The sequence below is a fragment of the Cellulomonas taurus genome (assembly GCF_012931845.1).
GTDB lineage: Bacteria > Actinomycetota > Actinomycetes > Actinomycetales > Cellulomonadaceae > Cellulomonas > Cellulomonas taurus.
Genome location: NZ_CP051884.1, coordinates 252,515 through 277,753, shown reverse-complemented (window position 1 = coordinate 277,753; position 25,239 = coordinate 252,515). Strand labels below are relative to the sequence as shown.

Sequence of the window (25,239 nt, the reverse complement as noted above, 5' to 3'; positions counted from 1 at the left end):
GTCTAGGTCGACCGCCCGGCGCACTCCCGACAGGTCCGCACCGTCGGCAGCGCCCGCAACCGGTCGTCGGCGATCGGCCCGCCGCACCGCTCGCACACCTGGTACTCCCCCGCCGCCAGCCGCCGTTCGGCCACCGCCACATCGGTCAGGGTCTGCCGCACCCGCTGGGCCAGGACGTCGAGCATCCCGCGCTCGTAGGCGATGGTCGCGCCCTCGGGGTCGTGCTCGTCGTCGGCATTGGAGTCCCGGGAGGCGGCGACCACGGCCGCCCGCTCGGCGGCGGTGCCGGCCAGGCGCTGCTCGGCCTCCCGTCGGCGCTCGGCCAGCAGGACGCGCACCTCCGCGGCGGGGATCATCGGCGCAGCACGGCGGCCTTCGCGGCGGCGAACTCCTGGTCGGACAACGCGCCCTCCCGGTGCAGGGCGGACAGCCGCTCCAGGGCGACCGACACGTCGGTGACCGTCTCGGTGCTGGACCGCGTGGAGCTGGATCGCGTGGTGCTGGATCGCACGGTGCTGCTGCGGGTGGTCGTGTTCCCGTCCGGCGCGATCGTGGTCGTGGTGCGGGTGCCGTCCGGCGCGACCGTGGTCCTCCGGGTGCCGTAGGCACCGGTGGTCGTGGTGGTGCGGGTGCCATCGGGGGCGATGTCCATCGCGGCGGTGGCGTCGGACCTGAGGTCGTCGTCGGGCAGCGGCAGCAGGCGGCGGACCGCGTCGAACTGGTCCCGCCGGGCGGTGGCGGTCAGCGGCTGCCCGGGCAGCCCGACCCGGAGCCGGCCGACATCGGTGGGCGCGACCGGGTCGTAGTACACCCGGGGCGCGCGCTTGAAGGCGTCGCGGGGCACCGAGGTCCGCACGCTGTACCGGTTCCCGTCCGCGTCGTCGAAGTGCACGGTGGCGGTGCCGTCGCTGGCGTAGTCCGTCACCCGGCCCCAGGTGCCACGCCGCCCGAGCAGCACCCAGTAGCCCGACGAGCGGCGCAGCTCGCGGATCGCGGTCAGCACCGTGACCACCAGGGCGACCGCCGCGACCAGCCCCACCACCATCTGCCAGGACTGCACCGAGGCAGCGGTCACCAGGCCCTGGTCGACGGCGTCGCGCCACCCGAGCAGCGCGGCACCGGCACCGACGAGCATCAGCAGCGGCGGGGCGACGGTGCGCAGGGTGCGGGTGAGCAGCCCGGCCGCCACGACCAGCGCGAGGATGCCGAGGACGGGGGCGGCACCGGCCAGGTCGTCGGTGCCACAGGTGCTGACGGCGCACTCCCACCTGACCAGCGACGCGTCGCGGGCACCGAGGTGCAGCAGCCAGCCACCGAGGGCGGCGGCGGCGACACCGAGGAGGGCACCGGCCGGGGACGGACCGGCGGTCGGCGAATCGGACATGCCGCCATTGTGCCGCGAGCGGCGCGCACCGCGCACAAGTGGATCACTGCTATCAACTCGATAAACTCGACCGGTGCCCAGCGACCCCACCCCCATCGACGAGGACGTCGACCCGGCCCGCCCCCTGCGCGCCGACGCCGCGCGGAACCGGGAACGGATCGTCGCCGCCGCCAGCGAGCTCTTCGCCACCCGGGGCCTGGGGGTCGGCCTGAACGAGGTCGCCCACCACGCGGGCCTCGGCGTCGGCACCGTGTACCGGCGGTTCCCGGACAAGCGCTCGCTGATCGGCGCTGCCCTGGCCGGACCCCTGCGCGAGATGACCGAGGTGGCGGAACAGGCGAGGCGCGCCCCCCGCGCCTGGGACGGCCTGATGATGCTGATCGAACGCGGCGCCGAGCTCCTCACCCGCAACCTCGGTCTCCGGGACGCCGCGCTGTCATCGGACGAGACCCGGCACGACCTGGACGAGCACCTGCACCCGTTCTCCGACATCAGCTGCACCCTGATGGAGCGCGCCCGGGAGGAGGGCGACCTGCGGCCCGGAGCCACCGAGGACGACCTCGGGATGATCCTGTGGATGGTCACCGAGCTGGCCGCCCACGCGATGGACACCCGACCGGACGCCTACCGTCGCTACCTGCGCATCCTCACCGACGGGCTGCGCAACGCACCGGACCGCGGGCCGCTGGAGCCCGCGCTGTCCCCGACCGAGGTGCGGGCCATCGCCCAGCACTGGGCGGCACACTGACCGGATGAACTGCTTCGTCCTGGACCTGTCCTACCTGGCCGACGTGCGCGAGATCGACGCCCTGATGCCCGCGCACCGCGCCTTCCTGGCCCCGCACTACGCGGACGGCACCTTCCTGCTGTCCGGCCGGAAGGAGCCGCGCACCGGCGGCCTGATCCTGGCGCGTGGCGCACGCGACCGGATCGAGGCGATCGTGGCGCAGGACCCGTTCACCGTGGCCGGGGTCGCGGCCTACACCGTGACGGAGTTCGTGCCCACCACCGCCGGGGACGAACTGGCCTTCCTCACCGTCTGACGCACGACGAAGGCCGGTGATCCCGCGGGATCACCGGCCTTCGTGGTCGATCAGGCCTTGTGCGCCGGACCGTCACCCGGGTGCTCGGCGTGCGACGGCGCGTCCACCGGCACCTCGGCGGCGGCGTGCGCCCCGGAGGTCGCGTGCTCCGCTCCGGCGGTGACCGGCGTCGCGTGGTGCGCCCGCTCCAGGTTCGCACCCTCGACGTCGACGTTCGGCAGGATCCGGTCCAGCCACTTCGGCAGCCACCAGGCCTTCTCGCCGAACAGGTGCATCAGCGCCGGCATCACCAGCATCCGGATCACGAACGCGTCCACCAGCACACCGAACGCCAGGCCGAAGCCCATCGGCCGGATCATCGCGGTGTGCGAGAAGATGAACCCGCCGAAGACGCTGATCATGATGATCGCCGCGGCGGTCACCACCGCGCGACCGGCCCGCACCCCCTCGGTGACGGCCAACCGGGCCGACGACCCGTGGGCGTAGGCCTCGCGCATCCCCGAGGTCAGGAACAGCTGGTAGTCCATCGCCAGGCCGAACAGCACGCCGATCAGGATCGTCGGCAGGAAGCTCAGCACCGGACCGGGCTCGTGCACCCCGAACACCGATCCCAGCCAGCCCCACTGGTAGATCGCCGTCACACCACCGAAGGCGGCGAACACCGACAGCACGAAGCCGAGGGTGGCGATCAGCGGCACGATCAGCGACCGGAACACGATGATCAGGATGATCAGCGACAGCCCGATCACCACCGCCAGGTACAGCGGCAGCACACTCGCCAGCTTCTCCGAGATGTCGATGCTGCCCGATGCCATCCCCGCGACGCCCAGGGCGTGGGTCGCACCCTCCGGGGTCAGGTCGCGCAGCCGGTGCACCAGGTCCTCGGTGGACTCGGAGGTGCCGCCGTCCACCGGGATCACCTGGAAGGCGATCATGGTGCCGGACTCCGATGCCCCGATCGGAGCGACGGCGACCACGTCCTTCTGGTCCATGATCTGCTGGCCGATGGTGGCCTGCAGGTGGGTGAGCTCCGCCTCGGCGGTGTCGGCAGTGTCGGCAGCCGGCTTCTCCACATCGGCGACCACCAGCAGCGGCCCGTTCACCCCGGCGCCGAACTTCTCCGCGGTGATCGTGTACGCCCGGTACTGCGTGGTGTCCGGCTCCTCCTGCGACCCGTCCGGCAGACCCAGACGCATCCCGAGTGCCGGCAGGGCGATCACGGCCAGCGCGGCGACACCCGCCACCACCCGCAGCACGGCGGAGCCGGTGGACATCGGCTTCAGGTCGGCCTTCACCGGCACCGGCGCGGCGTCCCGGAACTTCTTGCGCAGCACCCGCTTGCCCGCCAGGCCCAACAGCGCCGGGGTCAGGGTGATCGCGACCAGCACCGCGATGGCGACCGACGCCGCGGCCACCGAGCCCATCATGCCCAGGAACGGGATCCCGGTGACGTTCAGCGCCAGCAGGGCGATCAGCACCGTCGTCCCGGCGAACACCACCGCATTGCCGGAGGTGCCGTTGGCCAGCCCGATCGACTCGTGCACGGCGGCACCCTCACGCAGCTGACGCCGGTGCCGGTTCAGGATGAACAGCGAGTAGTCGATGCCGACCGCCAGGCCGAGCATCACGCCGAGGATCGGCGTCACCGAAATCATGTCGACCACACCGGAGAACGCCAGCGATCCGGCGGCGCCGACCCCCACGCCGATCAGCGCGGTGAGCAGCGGCAACCCGGCCGCGATCAGCGTGCCCAGCATGATGAAGAGCACGATCGCCGCGACCGCGACACCGATGATCTCCGCGGCGCCACCGATGCTCGGCACCCCGGCGGCCAGGTCGGAGGAGAAGTCCACCGTCACTCCGGCGATGTCCGCGCCGGAGGCGGTGTCCTCGACCTGCTCCTTGGTCTCGGGGGTGACGTTCATCAGCGGCTCGTCGAAGGAGACGGTGGCGACGGCGGCCGACCCGTCCGCGGAGACGGTGCGCAGGTCGGCGGCCAGGTCGAGCAGCGTCTGCCCGTCCTGGAGCTGCGGCTCACCGGCCTCCAGCTCAGCGCGCGAGGCGTCCAACGCCTGCTGCTGGGTGTCCAGCTCGGCCTGCTGGGCGTCGATGGCCGACTGCTGCGCCGCGAACTGCGCCAGTGTGGCGGCATCGGCACCGGCTGCCTCGGCCGCCGCCTTGCCCTGGTCGAGCTGCTGCTGACCGGCGGTGATCTGCGCCTGACCGGCGTCGATCTGCGCCTGACCCTGCTCGATCTGCTCGCGGCCGCCGTCGATCTTCGCCTGACCCTGCGCGAGCTGGTCGGCCTGCTGGGCGCGCTGCGCCTCGGTGGCGAACGGGTCGACCGTGGCGGACACTCCGTCGATCTTCCCGATCTCGGTGAGGGTGTCGCTGATCTCCTGCTGCTGCTCGGCGGTGAAGGCCGAGCCGTCCTCGGTGCTGAAGATCATGGTCCCGGTGCCACCGCTGGCCGCCGCGAAGTCCTCCTGCAACCGGTCGGTGACCTCGGAGGTGGGGGTGTTCGGGATGTCGACCGTGGAGCTGAGCGTGCCGCCCCAGAGCGTGTAGGCCCCGCCCGCGAGCGCCAGGGCGAGCACCCACCCGACGATCACGACCCAGGCGCGTCGGGCGGAGAACCGGCCCAGCCGGTAGAGCAGCTCTGCCATGAAAGTCCTTCTTCTTCATCCAGGGGGATCCAGGCTGTGGCAGCTTATGTGCCGATGTTGATAACGGCCATCCGCTTCGACCGGTTCCCGGTGTGACCTGGCTCATGCGATCCGGGTACTAGCGTGCTCGTCGTGCCCCGGATCGCCAGCCACGCCGCCACCGTCCCCGCCTCCGGCATCCGCCGGGTCACCGAGCTGGCCTGGGCCACCCCCGGGACGATCGTGCTCAGCGTCGGCGAACCCGATCTGCCCACCGCGCCGCACATCCTGGCCGCGGCACACGACGCCCTGGACCGGGACGACACCCGCTACACCCCGAACGGCGGCATCCCGCACCTGCGCGACGCCCTGGCGGCCCGACTCGACCCGACGCACGCGCTGCCGGTCCGCCGGGACAACGTCTGGGTCACCGCTGGTGGCGCGCAGGCGCTGCACCTGGCGCTCAGCCTCACCGTCGGCGCCGGGGACGAGGTCCTGGTCCCCGACCCGGGCTACCCGCCGTTCAGCATGGCCGCGCACCTGCTGCAGGCCACCCCGCACCCCTACCCGCTGCACGCCGAGCGCGGGTTCCTGCCCGACCCCGCCGACGTCGAGGCGGCGATCACCGACCGCACCCGGCTGCTGGTGCTGAACTCCCCGTCCAACCCGCTGGGCACGACGCTGCCGGACGCCCTGGTCGCCGACCTGATGGCCATCGCCCGGCGGCACGACCTGTGGGTGCTCTCCGACGAGTGCTACGCCGAGTTCGCCGACGGTGAGCACGTGCCGCCCGCCGCCCACGACACCGACGGCCGGGTCCTCACCCTGCACACCTTCAGCAAGGACCACGCGATGACCGGGATGCGGGTCGGTGCCCTGGTGGTGCCGGACCAGCTCGCGCCGCTGATGCCGACCGTCCAGGAGGCGATCGTGTCCTGCGTGAACACCCCGGCCCAGTACGCCGCCCTGGCAGCGCTCACCGGACCGCAGGACGACGTGGAAACCGCCCGGGCCACCTACGCCGCGCACCGCGCGCTGGCCACCGAGGTGCTCGACGGCCTCGGCATCCCGTCGCTGGCGGCCCGGGGCGGCCTGTACCTCTGGGCCGATCTGTCGCACGCCACCGACGGTGACGTGGCGGCCTTCGCCGAGGAGCTGGTGCTCCGGCAGGGGGTGGCGGTCGCCCCGGGGTCGGCCTTCGGCAGCCGGGGCGAGGGCTGGGTGCGGGTGTCGCTGACCGCCTCCGCCGACGACCTGCGCACCGGCCTCGGCAGGTTGCCCGCCCGGGGCTGAGCCCGACCGGGCGCCACCACGCGGGGCGGCCCGTGGTTCCTCGTAGGTGGTCCTCCCCTCAGCGCGGGCACCGAGTGCACTGGTGGCTGCGGTACACCCCTACCCGCCTTCACCCTCAGCCGCACCGGCGTTCTCCACCTAATTCCGACTCGGATCCACCTAGCCAGATCGCCATGGAGCGGCATGTGGGTGCGGGGCGCGCCAGTGGGTGCACCGCCTGCCGGGCAGGTACCTACGTGAGTGCTGCACAGTCCTGACGCTCGGCCCGGGCGGTCCCCCGTCCACGCCCCTGTGACAGCCGCCACCGCGGCACAGCCGAAGGAAGCCTCGATGTCCACCCCTCGTTCCGAGATCTCACCCCTGCTGGAGGGTAATGAGGACGCGCTCATCGCGGTGCGCCGCTGGCTCTCCCTCGGTCGCGATGTCCTCATCACCGGCGATGTCGGCTCCGGCCGCAGCCTGGTGCTCTCCGAGTTGCTCACCCGCAGCACGCAGCAGCGCTCACCCACCGTCCTGATCCGGGCGGGAGGTGACAGCCCCCTGTCGGCCTTCCTGACCCAGCAGTCGTTCGTGCAGACCACCACCAGCCACACCGTGGGCGAGGCCACCTCGTGGCTGATCTCCGAGCTGACCGGCCGCCATGCCGTGCTCCTGGTCGACGACATCGACGACCTGGACCCGGTCTCCGCCGCCGTGATCGCCCGGGTGCTGCGCGGATCGACGATCTCCCTGGTCGCCACGGCGCGGACCGCGCGGATCCAGGACCTGCCGCAGGCGATGATCCGCCTGGTGACCGAACGGGCACCCGCCGTGGAGCGGCTGGTCAACTTCGGTTTCCAGGGGATGTACCGCCTGATCGTGGAAGCACTGGGCGGGCCGGTGGACGTGCCGTTGGCCTCCGCCATCCTGTCCCGTTCCGGCGGTAACCCCCGGGTCGCGCTCGCCCTGGCCAGCGCCGCCCGGCACGCCCGGGTGATCGACCGCGACCACGGCGTCTGGCGCAAGGTCGGCCAGTTCGACGACGTGCCCGGCGACACGGTGGCGAACGCCCTGGTCGGCGGGCTGCCGGAGGCCGACGTCCGTGCGCTGGAACTGCTGTCGTGGCTCGGTCCGGTCACCGAGGAGACGGCGACGGCCCTGGTGGATCGCATCGACCTGATCCGGCTGCGGACCGCCGGCCGGCTGGTGGAGCTCCCGGGCGCCCGAGGCGAGGACGCCCTGATCACCGTGGCGCCGCCGGCGTTGGCCACCGCCCTCCGGGACCGGATCGACGACGCCACTGCCCACAGCTTCGCCCGCTTCGTGGTCGCCCGCTGCGGCGATGACGTGCCGCTGCCCTACCTGTTCGGTCGCCAGGTCAGCACGCTGCTCAGCGGGGCCGGGCACCGGGCGGAACAGGACTACCACCGGTGGGCGGCGGAGCTCGCCGACCTCGCCCTCGCCGATGCGGCGGCGGTGGAGGCCACCCTGCAGCGCACCTGGCAGCTCCAGCCCACGGTGCAGAACGCCAACGCCTACCTCCAGGTCCTGATGCTCCGCCCGGCGCGGGCGCTGCTGGAGGAGGTGTTCACCCGCACGCCGCTCACCGGCGACGAACCCGAGCCGGACCTGCTCCGGTTCTGCCTCCAGCGCGCCCAGTGGGTGGCGTGGGCGGAGATCTCCCCGGAGGAGCGGGCGGCGCTGCCGCTCGCCGACCACCCCCGGGTGCGCGAGGTGGGCCAGGGCGTGACCGGTCTGCGGTCGGCGGTGCTCACCGGAGTCACCCCCGAGACCAGCACCTGGCCGTCCCCGGAGCCGACCGGCTCGCCCTGGTTGGACGGCTGGTCCGCGGTGGTGGTCGCGGGCGCTCTGCTGGATGCCGGTCGACCCGACCTGGCGCTGGCACATGTCGACCTGCCCGGCACCGACCACCCGCGCACCATCGAGCACTACGCCGAGGGGATCCGGGCACTGGCTCTGCTGATGATGGGGCAGGTGGTGGAGGCCGAACACTGGTCACGACACCTGCTGGAGAACGCCTACCAGGCGCGGGAGATCGGCGGCATCCGGGTGCACGCGGCCGTGCTGACCGAGGTGCTCACCTTCGCCGGACGCCCGCAGGAGGCGTGGCGGGTGCTGAACACCTCGCTCGCCCTCGGCACTCCGGGGCCGGCGGGCAACTCCTTCTACCGGCGCGGCCTGAGCATCGGCGCCGCGATTCAGGCCGCTGACTGCGCCCAGGACCTGGTGACGCCCCTCGCCCGCGAGCTGACCAGCCGGGTGACGGCGATGGCGGCGGTCTCCCCGCTGCAGGCGATCGCCCAGGCGTCACTGGATCGCGCGACCGGGGAGGAACTGGCCGCCTCGCGTCGTCTGGAACAGGCGGGCACCATCGCCGCGGCGGCGGGTGAGTACGGCTCCGCGCTGCTGTTCTGGCTCGCCCAGGACAACCACCCCTCGCCCGAGACCGTCCGCAGGATCGAGGACGCCGCCCGGCGGAGCACGGTCCCGATGCTGGACGACTACCTGACCCTGGCGCGGGCGATCACCGCCCGGCAAACCGTGGGGATGGCCGAGATCCTGCCCCGGGTGAGCCCGGTCATCTCGCCCGGGCTGGTCACCGCGGCCGTGCAGCTGCTGCGTCGGGACGGCGTCGACCGGCCGTCGTTGGCCCTGCAGGAGATCGAGTCGATGGCGAGCATCCACCACGACGACCAGCTGCAACGGCTCAGTGCCCGCGAGCGGGAGGTCGCCGTGCTGGCCCGCCGCGGCCTGACCAACCGCGAGATCGCGCGTCGCCTGATGCTGTCGATCCGCACCGTGGAGAACCACATGGCCTCGGTGCTGCGCAAGCTCGGTGTGCGCAACCGTGACGGGCTGCGGAACTGGTCGTTCAGCGACTCCTGACCGGGACAGCACGCGCGAGGGCGGGGTGACCGATCGGTCGCCCCGCCCTCGTCAGCCGCCCAACGGCTCGCAGGTGGAGGAGACGATCCCCCAGCTCGCCGAGATCGACCAGGCGTAGGTGATCGCCGCGGACTCCCATCCACCCGGGCCGACCGCCCGGATCGTGGTGGTCCCGGACGCCGATCCCCCTGCCAGGAAGGGCAAGTCGATCCCGAAGCCCACCGTCGACTGATCCGCCGGCCAGCGAGAATCACCCAACGGGGTCAGCTGCGCCCCTTTGATCTCCCCGTCCACCCAGATCCAGTCCGTGGGCAAGTCGGCGTCAAGCTCCTGGGTCACCCGGTATCCGGTGGCCGGAAGGCCCCCGGCAGTCGGTGCCAGCGTGACGAGGTGCGGGCTGCCGACCCCGGGGGTGCAGGTGGTCACCGCCGGGGGCACGACTCCGGCGGTGGCCCCCAGCCGCGCCGACTCGTGGGCGAGGAACCCGGCATCGGACCAGGTGATCCCGATCAGCGCCGCCAGCAGTGCAGCGACCGACACCATGCCGATCGCGACCTTCCCGGCCCGGCTCACCGGTCCGGCCCTGCCTCCCGCTCCCTGCGGCGCAGGCCGAGCACCGCCCAGCCGAGCGCGCCGAGCAGCACCGCGACCAGGGCGGTCAGCGGGCCGCCCAGCGGTGCAGTCACGGCAAGTGCCGGATGCCGGTGCCCGGACCCCGGAGTGGCGCCGTCATCGGTGCCCGGCCCACCGGTCGGCCTGTCGGCAGGCCCCTCGGGCGTCACACCGGGCGCGTCCGGGGTTCCGCTGGGGCCGTCGGGGGTGGCGCTCGGGTCGTCCGGCGGGGTGTCGGCGTCGTCGGCGGGTGCCTCGACGATCTCCCCGTCACCGGTCGCGACGAATGTCATGCCGGTCCGCAGCCCTTGTACTTCGCGCCCAGCCTGCGGGTCCAGCGTCGCGCGGACCCGCAGGACCTCGGTGCCCGGCGCCGTCTGATCCGGCAGGTCGAGCACGCCACCCGGCGCCGGGGTGTGGGCCGACACCAGCGGCGTGGTCCGGGTGCAGTCGGGGTCCGCACAGCGATCCACCTGCACGGTCAGCGCCGGATTGCCGGTGCCGGTCACTTCCAGGTCACGGGTCACCCGGCCCCGGACACCGTCCGTCCGCACGGTGAGCACCCAGTCCCGCACCTCACCGGGGACCATCGGGCCGGTGGCGCTGGCCCAGGAATCGACGCTGAGATGACGGTCGTCGTCGACGGCCGCGTGCGCGCTGGTCGGGGCGGTCGCGCCGACCACGCCCAGTGCGCAGAGCAGGAGGGCGGTCCCGGCGGTGGCGCGCACGGCCGGAGAGCGACGGCGACGGCGGTGCGCGGTGGTCGCCTTCGGGCCGGTCGTGGTCAGGTCCGGGTCGATGTCGCGCGCCTCGGGGGCCACGTCGTCGTCCCCGGAGTCCCCGTCCGGCGCGCCACCGGGCGTCGCGGGGCCGGGTCGGCGCGGCCAGAACGCCAGCGTGACACCGGCTGCCGTCAACAGGGCGACCGTGCCGAGCACCTGGGGGCGCCCCCAGCCGGTGATGAGCGGCGCGACGTCCGGCACCGACCCGATCACCCGACGGGCCGACTCGATCTGGTACGGCAGCGGGTCGTTCGCATCGTTGGCGTCGCCCCGCATCACGATCTCGCGGGCGTCGTCGTCACCGGACAGCGGCGCGATGCTGACGATCCGGTGCGTGATCGGCATCCGGCCGGGGCGATCCACCGTCACCACGTCACCGATCCGCAGCTCGGCGGCGGGGGCGGTGCGGACCAGCGCGGCCGAACCGGCGGGGATGGTCGGCGACATGGACCCGGTGCGGAACAGCACGACACCGAAGCCCGCGACGGTTCCGGCCACTGCCAGCAGGGCACAGCAGACGCCGAGCACGGCGGCGACCGTGAGCAGCAGGTCGGTGACGGTGCGACGCAGCGCGGACATCGCGCACTCCTCGGGTCAGTCCTGGACGAGCGTGAAGTCCCAGCGCAGGTCGGCCGAGGCTCCTTGGTAGGCGGACCCGGCCGGGCCGGAGGCGGACGCGGCGACGCGGACCTCGAAGCACAGGCCCACCGCGTCGGCGGCGTCCGGCGACACGGTCAGACCGGTGTCGGCGGCGAGCGAGTCGGTGATCGGCTGCCAGTCGGCGGGGGCCGCTGCCAGGTCGGCGGCGGTGCAGTCGGCGGTGCTGGCCGCCCGTGGTGCGAAGCGGTACTCCAGCGCCGGGGCCAGATCACCGGTGCCGCTGTTCCCGATCAGATGCAGTCGGCCACCCCAGTGCGAACCGGGTGCGGTGCGGATGTTGAGCCAGACGTAGTGCGACTCCCCCGCGGTGGGGGCGTCGTGGGTACCGCCCGGTGCCAGGCCGGTCAGGTCGGTCACCGCCAGCTCGGCGGCGGCGCCGTCCGGGTGCGTCTGCCACTCGGTGGCGGCGGTGGTCTGGGACTGGCTCTGGAAGACCCCGGCGGCGAACTCGGCACCCGACCGCTCGTCGGCCCGCCACGCGGCGAGCGTGTGATCGATCCCGACCGTCGCCGCCGCCCCCAGCAGGAGGGCGAGGGCGACGATCAGGACGGGGCCGCGCCGCACGGTGTCAGCTCAACTGGTCGGTGGACGTCCCGGTGAGGTCCCACTCGATGGTGCCGGTGGAACCCTGGGTCAGCCCCTCGCCCGCGGTGACTTGCACGCACAGGAACGCCGGAGTGCTGACGGCGTCCAGGCTGAACATCGTGGCGCCCGAGGTGGCGGTGGCCGGCTGGTCGGTGACCAGAGCGGTCCCGGTGGTCGCGGCCGTGCAACCGAAGCTCTCGGTCTTCAGGATGGTGTAGGTCAGGTCCTCGGCCGCTTCGCCGGTCCCGGTGGAGCCGGACAGCGCCACATCGGCCGCGTAGTCCGAGTCCTCGGAGAGCTGCACCGCGTAGGCGGCGTAGGCGGTGGCACCGGGCGACAGGTGGGCGTTCGTCGCGTCGAAGTCCAGCGCCAGCCCCGGGGAGGTCGGGTTGTCGGTGAAGGTGGTTCCGTCGTTGGAGGTCGTGAAGCGCCGTGCGCGCTTCCTGATGACCCCAGGGCACCGCACGCACTCGCGGCGCGACCGCACGTCTGCGAGAAAACTCCGAGAACCGACCACCCGGGCACGCGATGACGGTCAGTTGATCGGCAACCACATCCGCAACCGGGTGCCGCCGGCCGCCCCCGGCAGCAGCTCGATGCCGCCGCCCCGCGGTTCCAGCCGCGCCCGGTGTCGCAGCAGACCCGACTCCCGCACCTCACCGGCGGGCAGCCCGGTGCCGTTGTCGTCCAGCGTGACGCTCAGCGTGTGGTCGTCGACCTCCAGGTCGAGGGCCACCCGGGTGGCGTGGCCGTGCTTGAGCGCGTTGGTCAGCCCCTCCTCCACGGTGGCGGCGACCAGGAGCCGGTCGGCGATCGGGATGCGCTGATCCGCCTCCCGGAGGCCCTCGCCGGAGTGCATGGAGGTGGCCACGGACGGCGGCAGACGGTCCATGACCAGGCCCAGTGCCTGGACCAGTCCGATGTCGAGGCCGGTGGGGAAGACCTGGTGGCTGATCGCCCGGACGTCACGCTCGCGGACGGTGTCGATCATCCGCGCCCAGCCGCGCAGCGCGTCGGCGCGGTCGGGTCGCCCCTCGTCGTCGGATTCCACCGCGAGTTGGTCCAGTCCCGCGCCGACCAGCACCAGTCGGTTCTGCACCGTCCCGTGCAGATGTTCGGCCACCTGGCGACGCATCGCCGCTTCCTCGGCCTCCAGGGCGGCCGTGGCAGCCCGGTTGCGCTCCCGATCGGTGATCCGCGCCTGTTCCGCCCGGAGCCGCCGGGCCACCAGGTTGCTGACCAGGATCGCCGGGCTGGCGACGACCAGGTTGCCGACCACGGCCACCGCCCACCAGATGAGGAAGGAGCCGGTGTCCTCAGCGAACGGGATCACCTTCTGGTCGATCGCCGTCCGCCCCAGCCCCAACACCGCCGAGAGGATGATCGCGCCCACCAACTGCTCGTGCCGCCGGCGCAGCGGCAGCCGGGTCTGCAGGCACACCACCACGAGCAGAACTCCCATGGTGAAGATGATCAGGCCGACCAGCAGCTCCCGACCGACGGTGTTGACGCCTTCGACGTCCCAGGAGATCCGGACCACCACCGACAGGATGGCCCACAGGGCGGCGTTGATCACGCCGACCCACCCGGCCGCGACGAGGGCGTCCCGCGGGGCCGGCGGTGTTACGCGTCCGGCGCCCATGCGCGGCCGGTCTCCCGCAAGAAGCGCAGCACGGCCGCCACGCGCCGATTCGCGTCGCCGCCCTCGATCTCCAGCCGGCGGTAGATCGCCAGCAGATGACTCTCCACCGAACGCGGCGAGATCTTCAGCCGCTCGGCGACCGCCTGGTTGGACAGTCCCTCCGCGACCAGCCGCAGCACCTGCAACTGCGCGGGCGTCAGGTCGGCGACATCCGTCCCGGCGCGCGGCACCGATTCCCGCACCAACTGGGGATCCAGCACCACCCGGCCCTGCGCCGCGGCGACGACCGCCTGCACCAGCACGTCCCGAGCGAAGGCCGATCGCTTGGACAGGTAGCTCCAGGCGTGCCGCACCTCGTCCTGCACGGTGGTGAAGACGCCCATCATGTCGTGGCTGGACAGCAGCACGATCCGCAGGTCGGGGTTGGCGCGCTCCAGCTGGAGCCCGAGGGCGATCCCGTTGCCGTCGGCCAGGTTGATGTCCAGCAGGGCGACGTCGGAGCTGCCCGGGGTGATGGCGAGCAGTGCCTCGGTGGCACCCGGCAGCGAGTGCACGACCCGCACGCCGGGTGTCCGCTGGAACGTCTGCTCCAGCATCGCCCGCATCAGGGTCTCGTCCTCGACGATGCTGACCCTCGTCACCTGTTGCTGCGGTCCAGCACTCACCGCACCCCACCTCCGACCTGCATCGACGCACTCCTGCGCGAACGGTACGTGCTCTCAGGGGTGGGCGACAGTGCAACAACCGGCGGAGCCGTGCGGAGCGGCGGGCGGCGGTGGGGTCACAGCTCGGCGGCGAAGGCTGCCAGCACCGCCTCGGAGAACAGCACGAACCGCACCTGGTCCACCCCGGTCCCGGGCCAGTCGCGGACCGCCGACACCGCCTCCCGGGCCACCTCCGTCGCCGCCCAGCCGTAGACACCCGCCGACACCGCCGGCATCGCCACCGTGCGCGCACCCACCCGAGCGGCCTCGTCCAGACTGTGCGTGAAGCAGGCACGCAGCAGCGCCGGGGCGGTCTGCCCCCGGTGCGCGTTCGGCCCGACGGTGTGGATCACCCACCGGCAGGGCAGCGCCCCGGCACCGGTCGCCACCGCCTCCCCCACCGGCAGCCCGTCCGGCAGCACGGTGCGGCGCAGCTCCCGACACTCGGCGAGCAGCTGCGGCCCGGCGGCGGCATGGATCGCACCGTCCACCCCACCACCGCCCAGCAGCGAGGAGTTCGCCGCGTTGACGATCGCGTCCACCCGCGCCGTCGTGATGTCGCCCAGCACCGCGTCGATCTGCATCCGGCCCTCCCGTGACGTGACGATGCCCGTCGCCAGGAGGGGGTTCCGCCGACGGGCATCGCCGCTCTTCGATGGTGGAGCAGCGGCTGGCACGCCATGACCGGTGGCTCCGTGGTTGTCCGCGCGGGCAGGAGTCCGCGTTGTGACGGCATCGCGCCGTGATCGGCGACGTCCGGGTCGCCTCGCCTTCCTGCTGCCGACCGGGGTCGACGATCCAGCGTAGGCCCGTGCGGCTGCGGGCGACCAGTGGAGCGGGTGGCGGAGGGCAAGGGATTCGAACCCTTGAGTACGGGGTCACCGCACTAACGGTTTTCAAGACCGTCGCTTTCGGCCGCTCAGCCAGCCCTCCTGGTGCGCCGCGAGACTACCAGCGCGTCAGTCCCGGACCAGCGGCGGCACGATCGCCGTCGCAGGTCCGGGGCGGTAGACGGTGGCCGGGCGGCCCCGGCCCTCGGTGCGGCGGCGGCCGGTGTCGGTCAGCAGCCCGGGCACCGAGGTGACCTTGCGGTGGAAGTTGCGCGGGTCGAGGGTCCGGCCCCAGACCGCCTCGTAGACGGCGCGGAGTTCGGCGACGGTGAACTCCGGCGGGCAGAACGCCGTGGCGAGCGGGGAGTACTCGAGTTTCGCGCGGGCGCGTTCGAGTCCGTCGGCCAGGATGCGGGTGTGGTCGAAGGCCAGCTCGCCGACCTCGTCCACCGGGTGCCAGGCGGCCTCGGCGGCATCGGTCCCGGCGTCGGGTTCGGGCAGGTCGGGGGCCAGGACCAGGTGCGCGACCGAGACGACGCGCTGCCGGGGGTCGCGGTCGGGGGCGCCGTAGCTGGCGAGCTGTTCCAGGTGGGCGGCGGGCTGATGGACGCCGGTCTCCTCGGCGAGCTCGCGCTCGGCGGCGTCGTGCAGGTCCTCGTCCGGGCGGACGAATCCGCCGGGCAGAGCCCAGACTCCGCGCCACGGGTCGGCACCGCGTCGCACCAGCAGGACATGCAGGCGTCCGGACCGGATGGTGAGCACCACCAGGTCCACGGTCACGGCGAACGGCGGGAAGTCCATGGCCGACAGCTTATCTCGTCAGGTTGACGAGAATCCGCTGGACGACTTATCGTCGTTGTGACGACAAACCGAGGAGGACCCGATGGCCACCATCACGCACTACCCCTTCGTCCGGCACCTGCGGGCAGCGCCCACCTCGCACATCGTGCAGCTGCACGACGGGAGGGTCCGGCGCAGCGGGGCCGGTCTGGCGTTCTACTTCCGGCCCCTGACGGCGGTGCTCTCCGAGGTGCCGCTAGACGACCGCGAGCTGCCCCTGGTGGCCCACGCCCGCACCGCCGACCTGCAGGAGGTCACCGCCGAGGTCACCGTCTCCTACCGGTTCACCGACCCGGAGCTGGCGGCGACCCGCCTCGACCTGTCGATCTCGCCGCGCAACGGCGCCTGGACCGGGACGCCGCTGGAGCAGGTCGCCCACCTCCTCGGCGAGCTGACCGCCGGGCACGTGATGGACGCCCTGGCCGGGGTCACCCTGCGCGAGGCGATCTCCTCCGGCACCGGGCCGCTGCGCGAACGGGTCACCGCGGCACTGCTGGCCGACGACCGGGTGCACGCCACCGGGATCACCGTGCTCGGTGCCCGCATCCGGTCGGTCCGGGCCGATGCCGACCTGGAGCGCGCCCTGCAGACCCCGGCCCGGGAGGCGGCGCAGTCGGAGGCCGACCGGTCGACCTACGAGCGGCGGGCACTGGCCGTCGAGCGCGAGCGGGCCATCGCGGAGAACGAGCTGAGCAACCGGATCGAACTCGCCGGCCGGGAGCAGCAGCTGGTGCTGCAGGAAGGCACCAACGCCCGCGCCCGCGCCGAGGAGGCAGCCGCCGCCGGGCTGATCGAGACCCGGGCCGCCGCGGAACGCCGCGGACTCACCGCGACCGCCGACGCCGACGCGACCCGGCAGCGCGGACTCGCCGAGGCCGACGCCCAGCGCGCACTGCTGACCGCCCAGGCGGAGGTGCCGCAGGAGGTGCTGATGGCGCTGGCACTGAAGGAGTTGGCGGCGAACCTGCCGCAGGTCGGTCAGCTCACCGTCACCCCGGACCTGCTGACCGGTGCCCTCGCGGCGCTGACCACCCGCAAGGAGGGTGAGTGAGATGAGCCTGGCACCCCGGGCCGTGCTGGTGCACCGCCGCAGCGAGCTGGACGAGCTGGTGCACCGGCACGGCACCCGCGGTCAGGTCGAGTTCTTCCTGCGCACCCGGGGCCGCACCCTCGCGGAGGTGCAGGACCGGCACGACGCGGTGACCGAGGCACTGACCCGGACCCGGGCGGCGATCCCGGTGGACTGGCGACGGGGCGACGTCGAACGCGGCGACCTGCACCGGTTCACCTTCGACCCCGGCGACCTGTGCCTTGTGGTCGGGCCGGACGGATTGGTGGCGAACACCGCGAAGTACCTGGACGGACAGCCGGTGATCGGCGTCGACCCCGAGCCGGGCCGCAATCCCGGCGTCCTGGTGCGGCACCGGGCCGAGCGGATCGGGCGACTCCTGGCGGCGGTCCAGTCGGGGTCGGCCACCCTGGAACCCCGCGCACTGGTCCGGGCCACCCTGGACGACGGGACCGGGCTGGACGCGCTGAACGACGTCTACGTCGGACACCGCTCGCACCAGTCGGCGCGCTACCGGCTGGTGCTGCCGGACGGCACGGTCGAACGCCAGTCGTCGTCGGGCCTGGTGGTCGCCACCGGGACCGGCGCCACGGGCTGGGCGACCTCCCTGGCCCGCGGACGGGCCGATGCCCCCGCGCTGCCCGGCACGGCCGAGGACACCCTCGCCTGGTTCGTCCGCGAGGCGTGGCCGTCGCCGATCACCGGGGCCGACCACACCGCCGGGCTGCTGGCGTCGGGTGCCCGGCTCGAGGTGGCGGTGGAGTCGGATGCGCTGGTGGTGTTCGGCGACGGGCTGGAGGCGGACCGACTCACCGCGACCTGGGGTCAGACCGTCACGCTGGGCGTCTCCGACCGACGGCTGCGGCTGGTGCACTGAGGGAGGCCCGACGGATCAGGCGAACCACCCGTCCGGCAGGCCGGGGCTGACCACCGCGAGCTGATGCATCCGGGCGACCTGGGCCAGCCGGGCGTCGTAGGTGGCGAGGACACCCACCTCCGGGTGCGCCGCGGCGACCCCCACGTGCAGGGCACCGAAGGGGGAGAGCACACCGGTCAGCATCGAGGCGAGCTTCAGCGCCTGGTCGAAGTAGCGCACCTCCGCCAACCGGTCGGCGACGTCGAGCGCGCGCAGCCGGACGGGCGTCGGTTGCCCGGCGGCCGCGGCGCGCAGCTCGCTCAGGGACAACGACGTGACGAGGAGGTCCGGCTCGTGCTCCGCTGCCCACCGGCGCCACTCGTCGGACTGCGGATCGCCTGTCAGGTAGCGGACGAGCGCCGAGCCATCGGCGTAGATCCGCACGTCGCCAGCCTATCCGGGTAGGTGGTCCTGGGTAGCGCTCGGCCCGCCGCACCAGGTGGTGACGGCGGGCCGATGAGTGGGCCTTCAGGCTGCGCGCAGCCGCTGCATCGCCAGCTGGACCAGCTGGATCAGGCTCTGCTTGGTGGCGTCGCGGGACCGGGCGTCGGTGTACAGCACCGGCACGTGGTCCGGGATCGCCAGCGCCTCGCGGACGTCCTCCAGACGGTGCTTGGCGACGCCGTCGAAGCAGTTCACCCCGACCACGAACGGGATGCCCCGCGACTCGAAGTAGTCGACGGCCGGGAAGCATTGGTCCAGTCGGTCGGTGTCGACCAGCACCACGGCGCCGATCGCCCCGCGCACCAGGTCGTCCCACATGAACAGGAACCGGTCCTGGCCCGGGGTGCCGAACAGGTACAGCCACAGCGAACCGGGCAGGGCGATCCGGCCGAAGTCCATCGCCACCGTGGTGGAGGTCTTGCGGTCGGACTGGCCGCCGGCGTCGTCGATGCCGACCGAGTGCTCGGTCATCGCGGCCTCGGTGTTCAGCGGCTCGATGTCGGAGATCGACCCGATGAAGGTGGTCTTGCCGACCGCGAAGCCACCGGCCACGACGATCTTGACCACCGTCGGTGCGGCACCCGGCTGCTCGCCGGGTCCGGCGGTGCGGGCCGAGGGCACGGGGGCCACCGGCGCGGCCGCGACGGCGTCAGAGGGCGGAAATGCCATTGAGAACACTCTCCAGCACGCTGAGGGACAGGGCGGGCGACTGGCCGGTGCGGACCTCGACCGGGTCGGAGCCGTGCACCCGCACGAACCCCGCCTCGACCAGATCCGACAGCACGACCCGGACGACGCCCAGGGGCAGGTGCAGCAACGCCGACAGTTCGGCGACCGAGATGTAGCCGTGCGACGCGTGCTGCAGGATCGCGCGCTTCTCCGGCGTCAGGCCCTGACCGGCCACCCCGCCGGGAAGCAGCTCGACGAGCGCCTCCAACGGGTAGTCCGACCGGTCGGAGCGCACCCGGCCGCCGGTCACGGCATACGGCCGGACCGTGCGGGTCTCGAATTCGCTCTCGCTCATCACGAACCTCAGATCGCGCGGGTGGCGCCGTCGACGGGGAGCGACGACCGCATCTCGGTGATGAGCTGCGGGGTGAGCGTGGCCTCGGTGCGCGAGACCAGCATCGCCATCTCGTAGCCGATCAAGCCGACGTCGCAGGTCGCGTCGGCGACCACGGCGAGCACCGAGCCGTTCGACACGCTCATCAGGAACAGGAACAGGTTGTCCATCTCGACGATGGCCTGCCGGACGTCACCGGCTCGGAGCTGACGGGCGGCGCCGCGGGTCAGGCTGGACATGCCGGCGACGATCGCCGCGAGCTGGTCACCGTTGGTCCGGTCCAGCTGCTCCGACATGGCCATCAACAGACCGTCCGCGGACACCACCAGCGTGTGCCGGGTGCCGGGCACGGTCCGGACGAAGTTGTCCAGCAACCAGCCGAAGTTGGCTGCCTCGGTGCTGAGGGTGGTCACGCATCCTCCTTGCGGATGGCAGCCGACGGCTGCGGGATCGGGGTGTCGGGCGACTGCGCCGGGGCGGTCGTCATGAGATCGGGGTGGGCTGGGCGGCCTGGTCGCTGCCGTCGCCGTCCGCCAGTGCACGACGCCCACGACGGGTGCCGGACTGGAAACTGGAGAGCCGGTCGCGCACCGCGTCCGCGTCACGCGGGGCCGAGGCGGTCGACGGCGCGATCGCGGGGGCCTCCGGCACCGCGTTGGGTGTCCGGCGCACGAGGGAGGCGGCGGGCCGGTCGACCGACTTCGGTCGGTACGCGGACAGCTGGCTCAGCTCGCTCAACGCCTGCTCCTGGATGTCGGCTCGCATCGCGAGGGTGGAAGCGCCCTGGGCGCCGAACGCACCGGCGCCGAGGTCGGATTCGGCCTGTTCCGGTGCCCAGCCGGTCGGTGCTGCCGGGGCCGCCGTCGCGGGTTGCTCGGCCGGGGCCGCACCGCGTGAGGACCAGGCGGAGGCCCAGCCGCTCATGTCACGACGCGGGCCGGTGGTCGGGGCGGGCGTGTCGTCCACCGGGGCCGGGACCTCACCGCGCACCCGGGTCGGCAGACCGCCGGAGGCGAGCGGAGCGGGCGTCACCGGGGTGGCGTCCGGGGTCCAGGGGGTGTCGGCCGTCGGCTGCTGCGGCGACCAGCCCTGCGGCGGGGTGGCAGCGGCCGGTGCGGCCTGGGCCGGGACGACCGGAGCCGGGCTGCCCTCGCCCGACGAGTGCGGGAGGGACGGCGTGGACGGCGACCAGGCCAGGTCGCCGGACGGCGACGCCGGAGCGGCAGCGGGCTCGGGGGTGACCGTCCAGCCCGAGGCCACGGCGTCCGTCGCGGGCCCGGCGGACCACGCGGTGTCGGTGGCCGGAGTCTCCTGCGGAGCCCAGGTCGGGGCCGGGGCCCAGCCCGGGGCGACGTCCGGCGTCCCAGCGGGTGCAGCGGACACGGCAGGCGGCGTGCTGCCGAGTTCCGTGGCACCGATCAGCTTGTGCGCGCCGGTGACCGGTCGCGGCTCGGCGGACTTGCGGCGGCGGCCCAGGGAGAACAACGGACGGCGGGCGGTCCTGCCGCGCTCACGCCGGCGGGCCGGGACGTCGTCCGTGCCGTCGCCGCGGACCAGGGTGGCGAAGTCGGGCATCCCGGCGTCCGCACCGGTCGCGGCGACCGGAGCGGCCTCGGGTGCCGACGGGGCGGCCTCCGGCTGCTCGGACCCGGCTGCCGGGTCGGTGTCGACCGAGGTCGGCGCGGCGACTGCCTGGTGGTCGTCCACCCACGGCTGGTCGAAGGAGCCGATGGGCGCGAAGGGCTCGGGAACGGCGAAGGGCAGCTCACGCGAGCCGGTCTGCTCGGTCTCCGGCGCGCGGGCCTCGTCCCAGCCCAGCGGCGCGGGCTGCGGCTCGGTGGCGGCCGTCCAGGTCGACGGCGCGGGGTCCTGCTCGACCGGCACGTCCCAGGCCGGCAGGGCGAGGTCCTGCTGGTCGGCGGGTGCGGCGGCGAACGGGTCCACCGGCTCGCCGAAGGAGTCGACGGCCAGCGGCTCGCCCCAGGCGGACCGTTCACCCCAGGCGGGGTCGACCGGCTGGTCCTCGTCCGGCATCAGCATCGGGACCACGAAGGCCGCGGGCTGCTCGGCGGGCTCGTCCTGCTGCGACGGCGTGCCACTGTGGTCCGCGTCGTGCTGATCGGCGTCGTGCTGGTCCGTGTCCTGCTGGTGGCCGTCCACCTGCGGGCCCTGGTACTGGGGGGCGCTATCCGGCTCTGCACTGTCGTGCTGCTGCGAGCTGTCCTGCTCTGCGCTGTCCTGCGGCGTGTCCAGCGGCGCGGCGAACGGCGATGCCTCGGCGGGCGACTCGATCCCCGGTGCCGTGCGCTCGGCACCCGGCGAATCCGGGCTGCCCGACTCGGCCTGCGCGGGGGTCGGCTCACCGGCCACCGCGGACCGGCCACGGAATCCGGCGAACAGACCGGATCGCGGACCGGCGTCGACAGCCGGGGTGGTGCTGCCGTCGGGCGCCCCGGTGCCGCTGGCGGTGGCCGAGGCATCGGCGGGCCGGCGACTCGGCAGGGCGTCCCGGGTCGGCAGCCCGGCGCCGCGGCTGGGCAACCCGGCACCACCCTGCGCCGGGACGGCCGGGGTCCACCCGGTGGAGGCGGCGGTGATCTCCGGGGACAGGGTCGCCTCGGCGGGGGCGGGCAGCACGACCTCGCGCTGCTCCTCCGCCGGCTCGGCGCCCGGTCCGGTGCGTCGACGGGGCAGGCCCGTGCCGGTGGCACCGTCGGTGAGCGCCGCCAGGTCGACCGGCACGGCGGCGGGTGCCTCCGGCTCGACCACCGGGACGGCACCGGTCGCGGCGGCCGCCAGGCCACCACCCGGGACCGCCGTCGGCTCGGCGGTGAACAGCTGACCCGGGAAGGCGACGGTGGCGACAGTGCCCGAACCACCGTCGGTGACCCGGGACAGCGTCACCGCGGCACCCAGACGCGCGGCCAGCCGGGCCACCACGAACAGACCCAGACGCTGGGCGCCGATCGCGTCGGTGGCGGCGGCGGAGCCGATGGTGTTGTTGGCCTCGGCCAGCTCCTCGTCGGACATGCCGAGGCCCTGGTCGACGATCGTGACCAGCACCTGCCGGTCGCCGGTGCGCTCACCGGAGACCTCGGCGGTGCGGACGAACACCGGGGTGCCCGGCTCGGAGAACAGCGTGGCGTTCTCCAGCAGCTCGGCCATCAGGTGCGCAGCGGCCAGGGCGTTGAAGCCGTGCATCAGCGGGTCGACGCCGAGCTCCAGCTGCACCCGGTCGTACTGCTCGATCTCCGAGGACGCGGTGCGGACCACGTCGGACAGCGGCATGGCCTCACGCAGCCGTCGACCGGAGTCGATCCCGGCGAGCACCAGCAGCGACTCGGCGTTCCGGCGCATACGGGTGGCCAGGTGGTCCAGGCGGAACAGGTTGGCGAGCGTGGCCGGGTCCTCCTCGGCGCGCTCCAGCGAGTCGATGAACGCGAGCTGACGGCCGAGCAGCACCTGGTCACGGCGGGCCACGTTGACGAACATCTCCGCGATCGAGCCACGCAGCGCGGCCTGGTCCCGGGCCACCTGGATGGTGGTGGCGTTCACCGAGTTGAACGCGGCGGCCAGACGGCCGACCTCGTCCTGGGAGGTCACCGGGATCTCGGCCAGCGACAGGTCCGGCGCCTTGCCCGGCTCCGCGACCTGCTCGACCAGGCGCGGCAGCTCCTCGCGCACCTCACCGGCGGCGGAGGTCAGGCGGCGCAGCGGGATGACGATCCCCCGGGAGACCAGGAACGCGATCACGATGGACAGCGCGGTCGCCGCGATGGTGATACCGATGGTGATCGCCGACTGGCGCTGGGCGGCGGCCGCCAGTGCGGACGCCTGGTCACCGGCGGACTCCAGCAGGTCGGAGGCGACCGGGCGCAGGGTGGCCAGCTCGCCGTTGACCAGCGCGTTCCACCGGGTCTGGTCCAGCGCGGAGATGGTCAGCGTGTTGCCGGACTCCAGCGACAGCTGCATCGCGACCAGGTCGGCGTCACGGGACGGGAGCTGGATGCCGTCCAGCCGCAGGTTGTTGGTGGTCGCTCGGGCCTCGGCCCGGACCTCGTCCTCGACGGCGAACCGCGCCGCCAGCTCCTGCACCTTGCTGGCGTCGGCACCGTCGTCGCCGAACACCTCCAGCGCGGTCGGCTGGGCGCGCAGCACCCGCTCGACGGTCTCGGCGACCTGGGCGTAGGCGGTCAGTCGGGAGGCCAGTGACCGGTTGGAGAGCGTCTCGGCGATCAGCGCGGGGACGTCGTTGTGCGCGGTGATGACACTGGTGAAGTTGGAGTCCACCACGGACACCGGCACGGTCCCGTTGTCGACGCGCTCCCGGATGTCGGTGACGTCGGACTGCCGGATCTGCGCGGCGTCGATCGCCTCCCCCACCCGGGCGTCCAGGCCGGAGGTGTCCAGCCCGGCGGCGGTGCCGGAGAGCGTGGCGAGGGCGTTGTCGGTGGCGGTGCGGGCGGCGGACAGGCTGCCGGACAGCGCGTTGCCACCGGCTTCCTGCACCGAGAGCGTCCGCTCCTGCTGCAACGCCTCGACGGCGGCCGCGTACTGGGGCAGCACCTGGACCACCCGGCTGACCGCGGCGGCGGTCCGTGCCTGGCCGACCGACTGCACCGAGATGTAGGCACTGGCGACCAGCAGCACGAGCACGGGCAGCGCGAGCACCGCCAGCACCTTGGCGCGGATGCCGAGCCTGCGCAGCATGTCGACCTGCCTCCTGTTCCCCCGCGACCGGACGGCCGTCGGCGGATGCCACCCGTGGGAGGGCACCCGTTCAGTCCCCATCGGCCGAAACAGCCGCGGACATGAGCGGTGAACACGGATTCATCCGAGGCGTACCGTCGACGGATGCGCGTCATCGAAGTGGAACAGCCCGGCGGACCCGAGATGCTGACCGTGATCGAACGCCCCGATCCGGTGCCCGGCGCCGGTGAGCTGCTGATCCGGGTCGCGGCCGCCGGGGTGAACCGGGCCGACCTGTTGCAGCGCGAGGGCCATTACCCGCCGCCGCCCGGGGTGCCGTCCTGGCCCGGCCTGGAGGTCTCCGGCACCGTGATCGGTCGCGGGACCGGTGTGGACGCCGCCGGCTGGCCGGACGGGCTGCCGGTCGCCGCGCTCCTCGGCGGCGGTGGCTACGCCGAGCAGGTCACCGTCCCGGTCGGTCAGGTGCTGCCGGTGCCTGCCGGTGTGGACCTGGTCGCGGCCGGTGGTCTGCCGGAGGCGGTCGCCACCGCGTGGACCAACCTGATCGACTCCGGCCGCCTGGTCGCCGGAGAGACCATGCTGGTGCAGGGCGGCTCGGGCGGGGTCGGGTCGATCGCCGTGCAGCTCGCCACGGCGCTGGGGGTCCGGGTCCTGACCACGGCCGGTGGTCCCGAGCGGGCGGACCGGTGCCGGGAGCTGGGCGCGGACGTGGTGATCGACCACCGCACCCAGGACGTCGTGGCCGCTGTGCACGAGGCCACCGAGGGGCGCGGCGTCGACGTGGTGCTGGACGTGCTGGGCGGTGGCGGACTGGCGAGCAACGTCGAGGTGCTGGCCACCGGTGGCCGGCTGGTCGTGATCGGCACCCAGCGCGGGGCCACCGGCACCCTCGACCTGATGCAGCTGATGGCCAAGCGCGCCTACGTCACCGGCAGCACGCTGCGCTGGCGCACCGTCGAGCAGAAGTCCCGGGTGATCGCCGACGTCGCCGCGCACGCGTGGCCGCTGATCGCCGACGGCCGGGTCGCCCCGGTGGTGCACACGACGCTGCCGCTGGACCAGGCGGCCGAGGCGCACCGGCTGATGGACTCGGGCGCGGTGTTCGGCAAGGTGCTGTTGACGCCCTGAGGT

23 protein-coding genes and 1 tRNA gene are annotated in these 25,239 nt (G+C 73.4%); 7 read left to right on the top strand and 17 right to left on the bottom strand.

The genetic code is table 11. From position 1 onward, the window contains the following. Nucleotides 1-2 precede the first annotated feature (2 nt). Together HGK68_RS01245 and HGK68_RS01240 are read right to left on the bottom strand one after the other, a co-directional pair. Nucleotides 3-356, bottom strand: coding sequence for a TraR/DksA family transcriptional regulator (locus HGK68_RS01245; protein WP_169164330.1), 354 nt, complete (start codon nt 354-356; stop codon nt 3-5). Continuing rightward, nucleotides 353-1,384: an SHOCT domain-containing protein gene (locus HGK68_RS01240; protein ID WP_169164329.1), complete on the bottom strand. Its 1,032-nt coding sequence runs from the start codon at nt 1,382-1,384 to the stop codon at nt 353-355. The genes HGK68_RS01245 and HGK68_RS01240 overlap by 4 nt, the downstream gene beginning before the upstream one ends. 73 nt (nt 1,385-1,457) lie before the next feature. Between HGK68_RS01240 and HGK68_RS01235 the strand changes: the two genes are divergently transcribed. Together HGK68_RS01235 and HGK68_RS01230 are read left to right on the top strand one after the other, a co-directional pair. Then, nucleotides 1,458-2,132 carry a TetR/AcrR family transcriptional regulator gene (locus HGK68_RS01235; protein WP_169164328.1) on the top strand — a complete coding sequence of 225 codons (675 nt, stop codon included), beginning with the start codon at nt 1,458-1,460 and terminating at the stop codon, nt 2,130-2,132. Nucleotides 2,133-2,136: 4 nt separating this feature from the next. Beyond that, nucleotides 2,137-2,427, top strand: a complete 291-nt coding sequence (locus HGK68_RS01230; protein WP_169164327.1) for a YciI family protein — start codon at nt 2,137-2,139, stop codon at nt 2,425-2,427. Nucleotides 2,428-2,477: 50 nt separating this feature from the next. Here HGK68_RS01230 and HGK68_RS01225 read toward each other — a convergent pair whose 3' ends face one another. After that, nucleotides 2,478-5,093 carry an MMPL family transporter gene (locus HGK68_RS01225; protein ID WP_169164326.1) on the bottom strand — a complete coding sequence of 872 codons (2,616 nt, stop codon included), beginning with the start codon at nt 5,091-5,093 and terminating at the stop codon, nt 2,478-2,480. Nucleotides 5,094-5,225: 132 nt separating this feature from the next. Between HGK68_RS01225 and HGK68_RS01220 the strand changes: the two genes are divergently transcribed. Together HGK68_RS01220 and HGK68_RS01215 are read left to right on the top strand one after the other, a co-directional pair. Continuing rightward, on the top strand, nt 5,226-6,365 hold the full coding sequence (locus tag HGK68_RS01220) for a pyridoxal phosphate-dependent aminotransferase (protein WP_206155782.1): 1,140 nt from the start codon (nt 5,226-5,228) through the stop codon (nt 6,363-6,365). A 330-nt stretch (nt 6,366-6,695) separates the two neighbouring features. Then, nucleotides 6,696-9,251 (top strand): helix-turn-helix transcriptional regulator, encoded by a 2,556-nt coding sequence (locus HGK68_RS01215; protein WP_169164324.1) that lies wholly within the window; start codon nt 6,696-6,698, stop codon nt 9,249-9,251. Nucleotides 9,252-9,302: 51 nt separating this feature from the next. On the opposite strand, the gene HGK68_RS01210 is transcribed toward HGK68_RS01215, so the two are convergent. The 9 genes from HGK68_RS01210 to HGK68_RS01170 all read right to left on the bottom strand — a co-directional run bounded on the left by HGK68_RS01210 (nt 9,303) and on the right by HGK68_RS01170 (nt 15,867). Then, entirely contained in the window at nt 9,303-9,824 is a 522-nt protein-coding gene (locus tag HGK68_RS01210) for a hypothetical protein (protein WP_169164323.1), read from the bottom strand. Then, a complete protein-coding gene (locus HGK68_RS15900; protein ID WP_206155781.1) occupies nt 9,821-11,224 on the bottom strand; it encodes a signal peptidase I in 1,404 nt (467 codons plus the stop codon). Before HGK68_RS15900 ends, HGK68_RS01210 begins: the two co-directional genes overlap by 4 nt. A 15-nt stretch (nt 11,225-11,239) precedes the next feature. After that, on the bottom strand, nt 11,240-11,869 hold the full coding sequence (locus HGK68_RS01200) for a hypothetical protein (protein WP_169164322.1): 630 nt from the start codon (nt 11,867-11,869) through the stop codon (nt 11,240-11,242). Between the two features lie 4 nt (nt 11,870-11,873). Continuing rightward, nucleotides 11,874-12,356, bottom strand: coding sequence for a hypothetical protein (locus tag HGK68_RS01195; protein WP_169164321.1), 483 nt, complete (start codon nt 12,354-12,356; stop codon nt 11,874-11,876). Nucleotides 12,357-12,425: 69 nt separating this feature from the next. Beyond that, complete coding sequence (locus tag HGK68_RS01190; RefSeq protein ID WP_169164320.1) at nt 12,426-13,532, bottom strand: sensor histidine kinase; 1,107 nt, start codon at nt 13,530-13,532, stop codon at nt 12,426-12,428. Next, nucleotides 13,514-14,173 (bottom strand): response regulator transcription factor, encoded by a 660-nt coding sequence (locus HGK68_RS01185; RefSeq protein WP_246260475.1) that lies wholly within the window; start codon nt 14,171-14,173, stop codon nt 13,514-13,516. The genes HGK68_RS01190 and HGK68_RS01185 overlap by 19 nt, the downstream gene beginning before the upstream one ends. A gap of 140 nt (nt 14,174-14,313) precedes the next feature. After that, nucleotides 14,314-14,820: an O-acetyl-ADP-ribose deacetylase gene (locus HGK68_RS01180; RefSeq protein WP_169164318.1), complete on the bottom strand. Its 507-nt coding sequence runs from the start codon at nt 14,818-14,820 to the stop codon at nt 14,314-14,316. 256 nt (nt 14,821-15,076) lie between these two features. Beyond that, nucleotides 15,077-15,169 (bottom strand) — tRNA-Ser (locus HGK68_RS01175). 26 nt (nt 15,170-15,195) lie between these two features. After that, nucleotides 15,196-15,867, bottom strand: coding sequence for an NUDIX hydrolase (locus tag HGK68_RS01170; RefSeq protein WP_169164317.1), 672 nt, complete (start codon nt 15,865-15,867; stop codon nt 15,196-15,198). An 82-nt stretch (nt 15,868-15,949) separates the two neighbouring features. Between HGK68_RS01170 and HGK68_RS01165 the strand changes: the two genes are divergently transcribed. Next, a complete protein-coding gene (locus HGK68_RS01165) occupies nt 15,950-16,957 on the top strand; it encodes an SPFH domain-containing protein (RefSeq protein WP_169164316.1) in 1,008 nt (335 codons plus the stop codon). A 1-nt stretch (nt 16,958) separates the two neighbouring features. Then, nucleotides 16,959-17,852, top strand: a complete 894-nt coding sequence (locus HGK68_RS01160; protein WP_169164315.1) for an NAD(+)/NADH kinase — start codon at nt 16,959-16,961, stop codon at nt 17,850-17,852. Nucleotides 17,853-17,867: 15 nt separating this feature from the next. Here HGK68_RS01160 and HGK68_RS01155 read toward each other — a convergent pair whose 3' ends face one another. From HGK68_RS01155 to HGK68_RS01135, 5 genes are all read right to left on the bottom strand, one after another. Then, a complete protein-coding gene (locus HGK68_RS01155; protein ID WP_169164314.1) occupies nt 17,868-18,275 on the bottom strand; it encodes a PIN domain-containing protein in 408 nt (135 codons plus the stop codon). A gap of 84 nt (nt 18,276-18,359) precedes the next feature. Beyond that, nucleotides 18,360-19,004: a GTP-binding protein gene (locus HGK68_RS01150; RefSeq protein WP_169164313.1), complete on the bottom strand. Its 645-nt coding sequence runs from the start codon at nt 19,002-19,004 to the stop codon at nt 18,360-18,362. Continuing rightward, complete coding sequence (locus HGK68_RS01145; protein WP_169164312.1) at nt 18,985-19,359, bottom strand: DUF742 domain-containing protein; 375 nt, start codon at nt 19,357-19,359, stop codon at nt 18,985-18,987. The genes HGK68_RS01150 and HGK68_RS01145 overlap by 20 nt, the downstream gene beginning before the upstream one ends. 8 nt (nt 19,360-19,367) lie before the next feature. Continuing rightward, nucleotides 19,368-19,811: a roadblock/LC7 domain-containing protein gene (locus tag HGK68_RS01140; protein ID WP_169164311.1), complete on the bottom strand. Its 444-nt coding sequence runs from the start codon at nt 19,809-19,811 to the stop codon at nt 19,368-19,370. Nucleotides 19,812-19,881: 70 nt separating this feature from the next. Continuing rightward, a complete protein-coding gene (locus tag HGK68_RS01135) occupies nt 19,882-24,108 on the bottom strand; it encodes a sensor histidine kinase (protein WP_169164310.1) in 4,227 nt (1,408 codons plus the stop codon). Nucleotides 24,109-24,252: 144 nt separating this feature from the next. On the opposite strand from HGK68_RS01135, the gene HGK68_RS01130 reads away from it, so the two are divergent. Beyond that, on the top strand, nt 24,253-25,236 hold the full coding sequence (locus tag HGK68_RS01130) for an NAD(P)H-quinone oxidoreductase (RefSeq protein ID WP_169164309.1): 984 nt from the start codon (nt 24,253-24,255) through the stop codon (nt 25,234-25,236). Nucleotides 25,237-25,239: the final 3 nt, after the last annotated feature.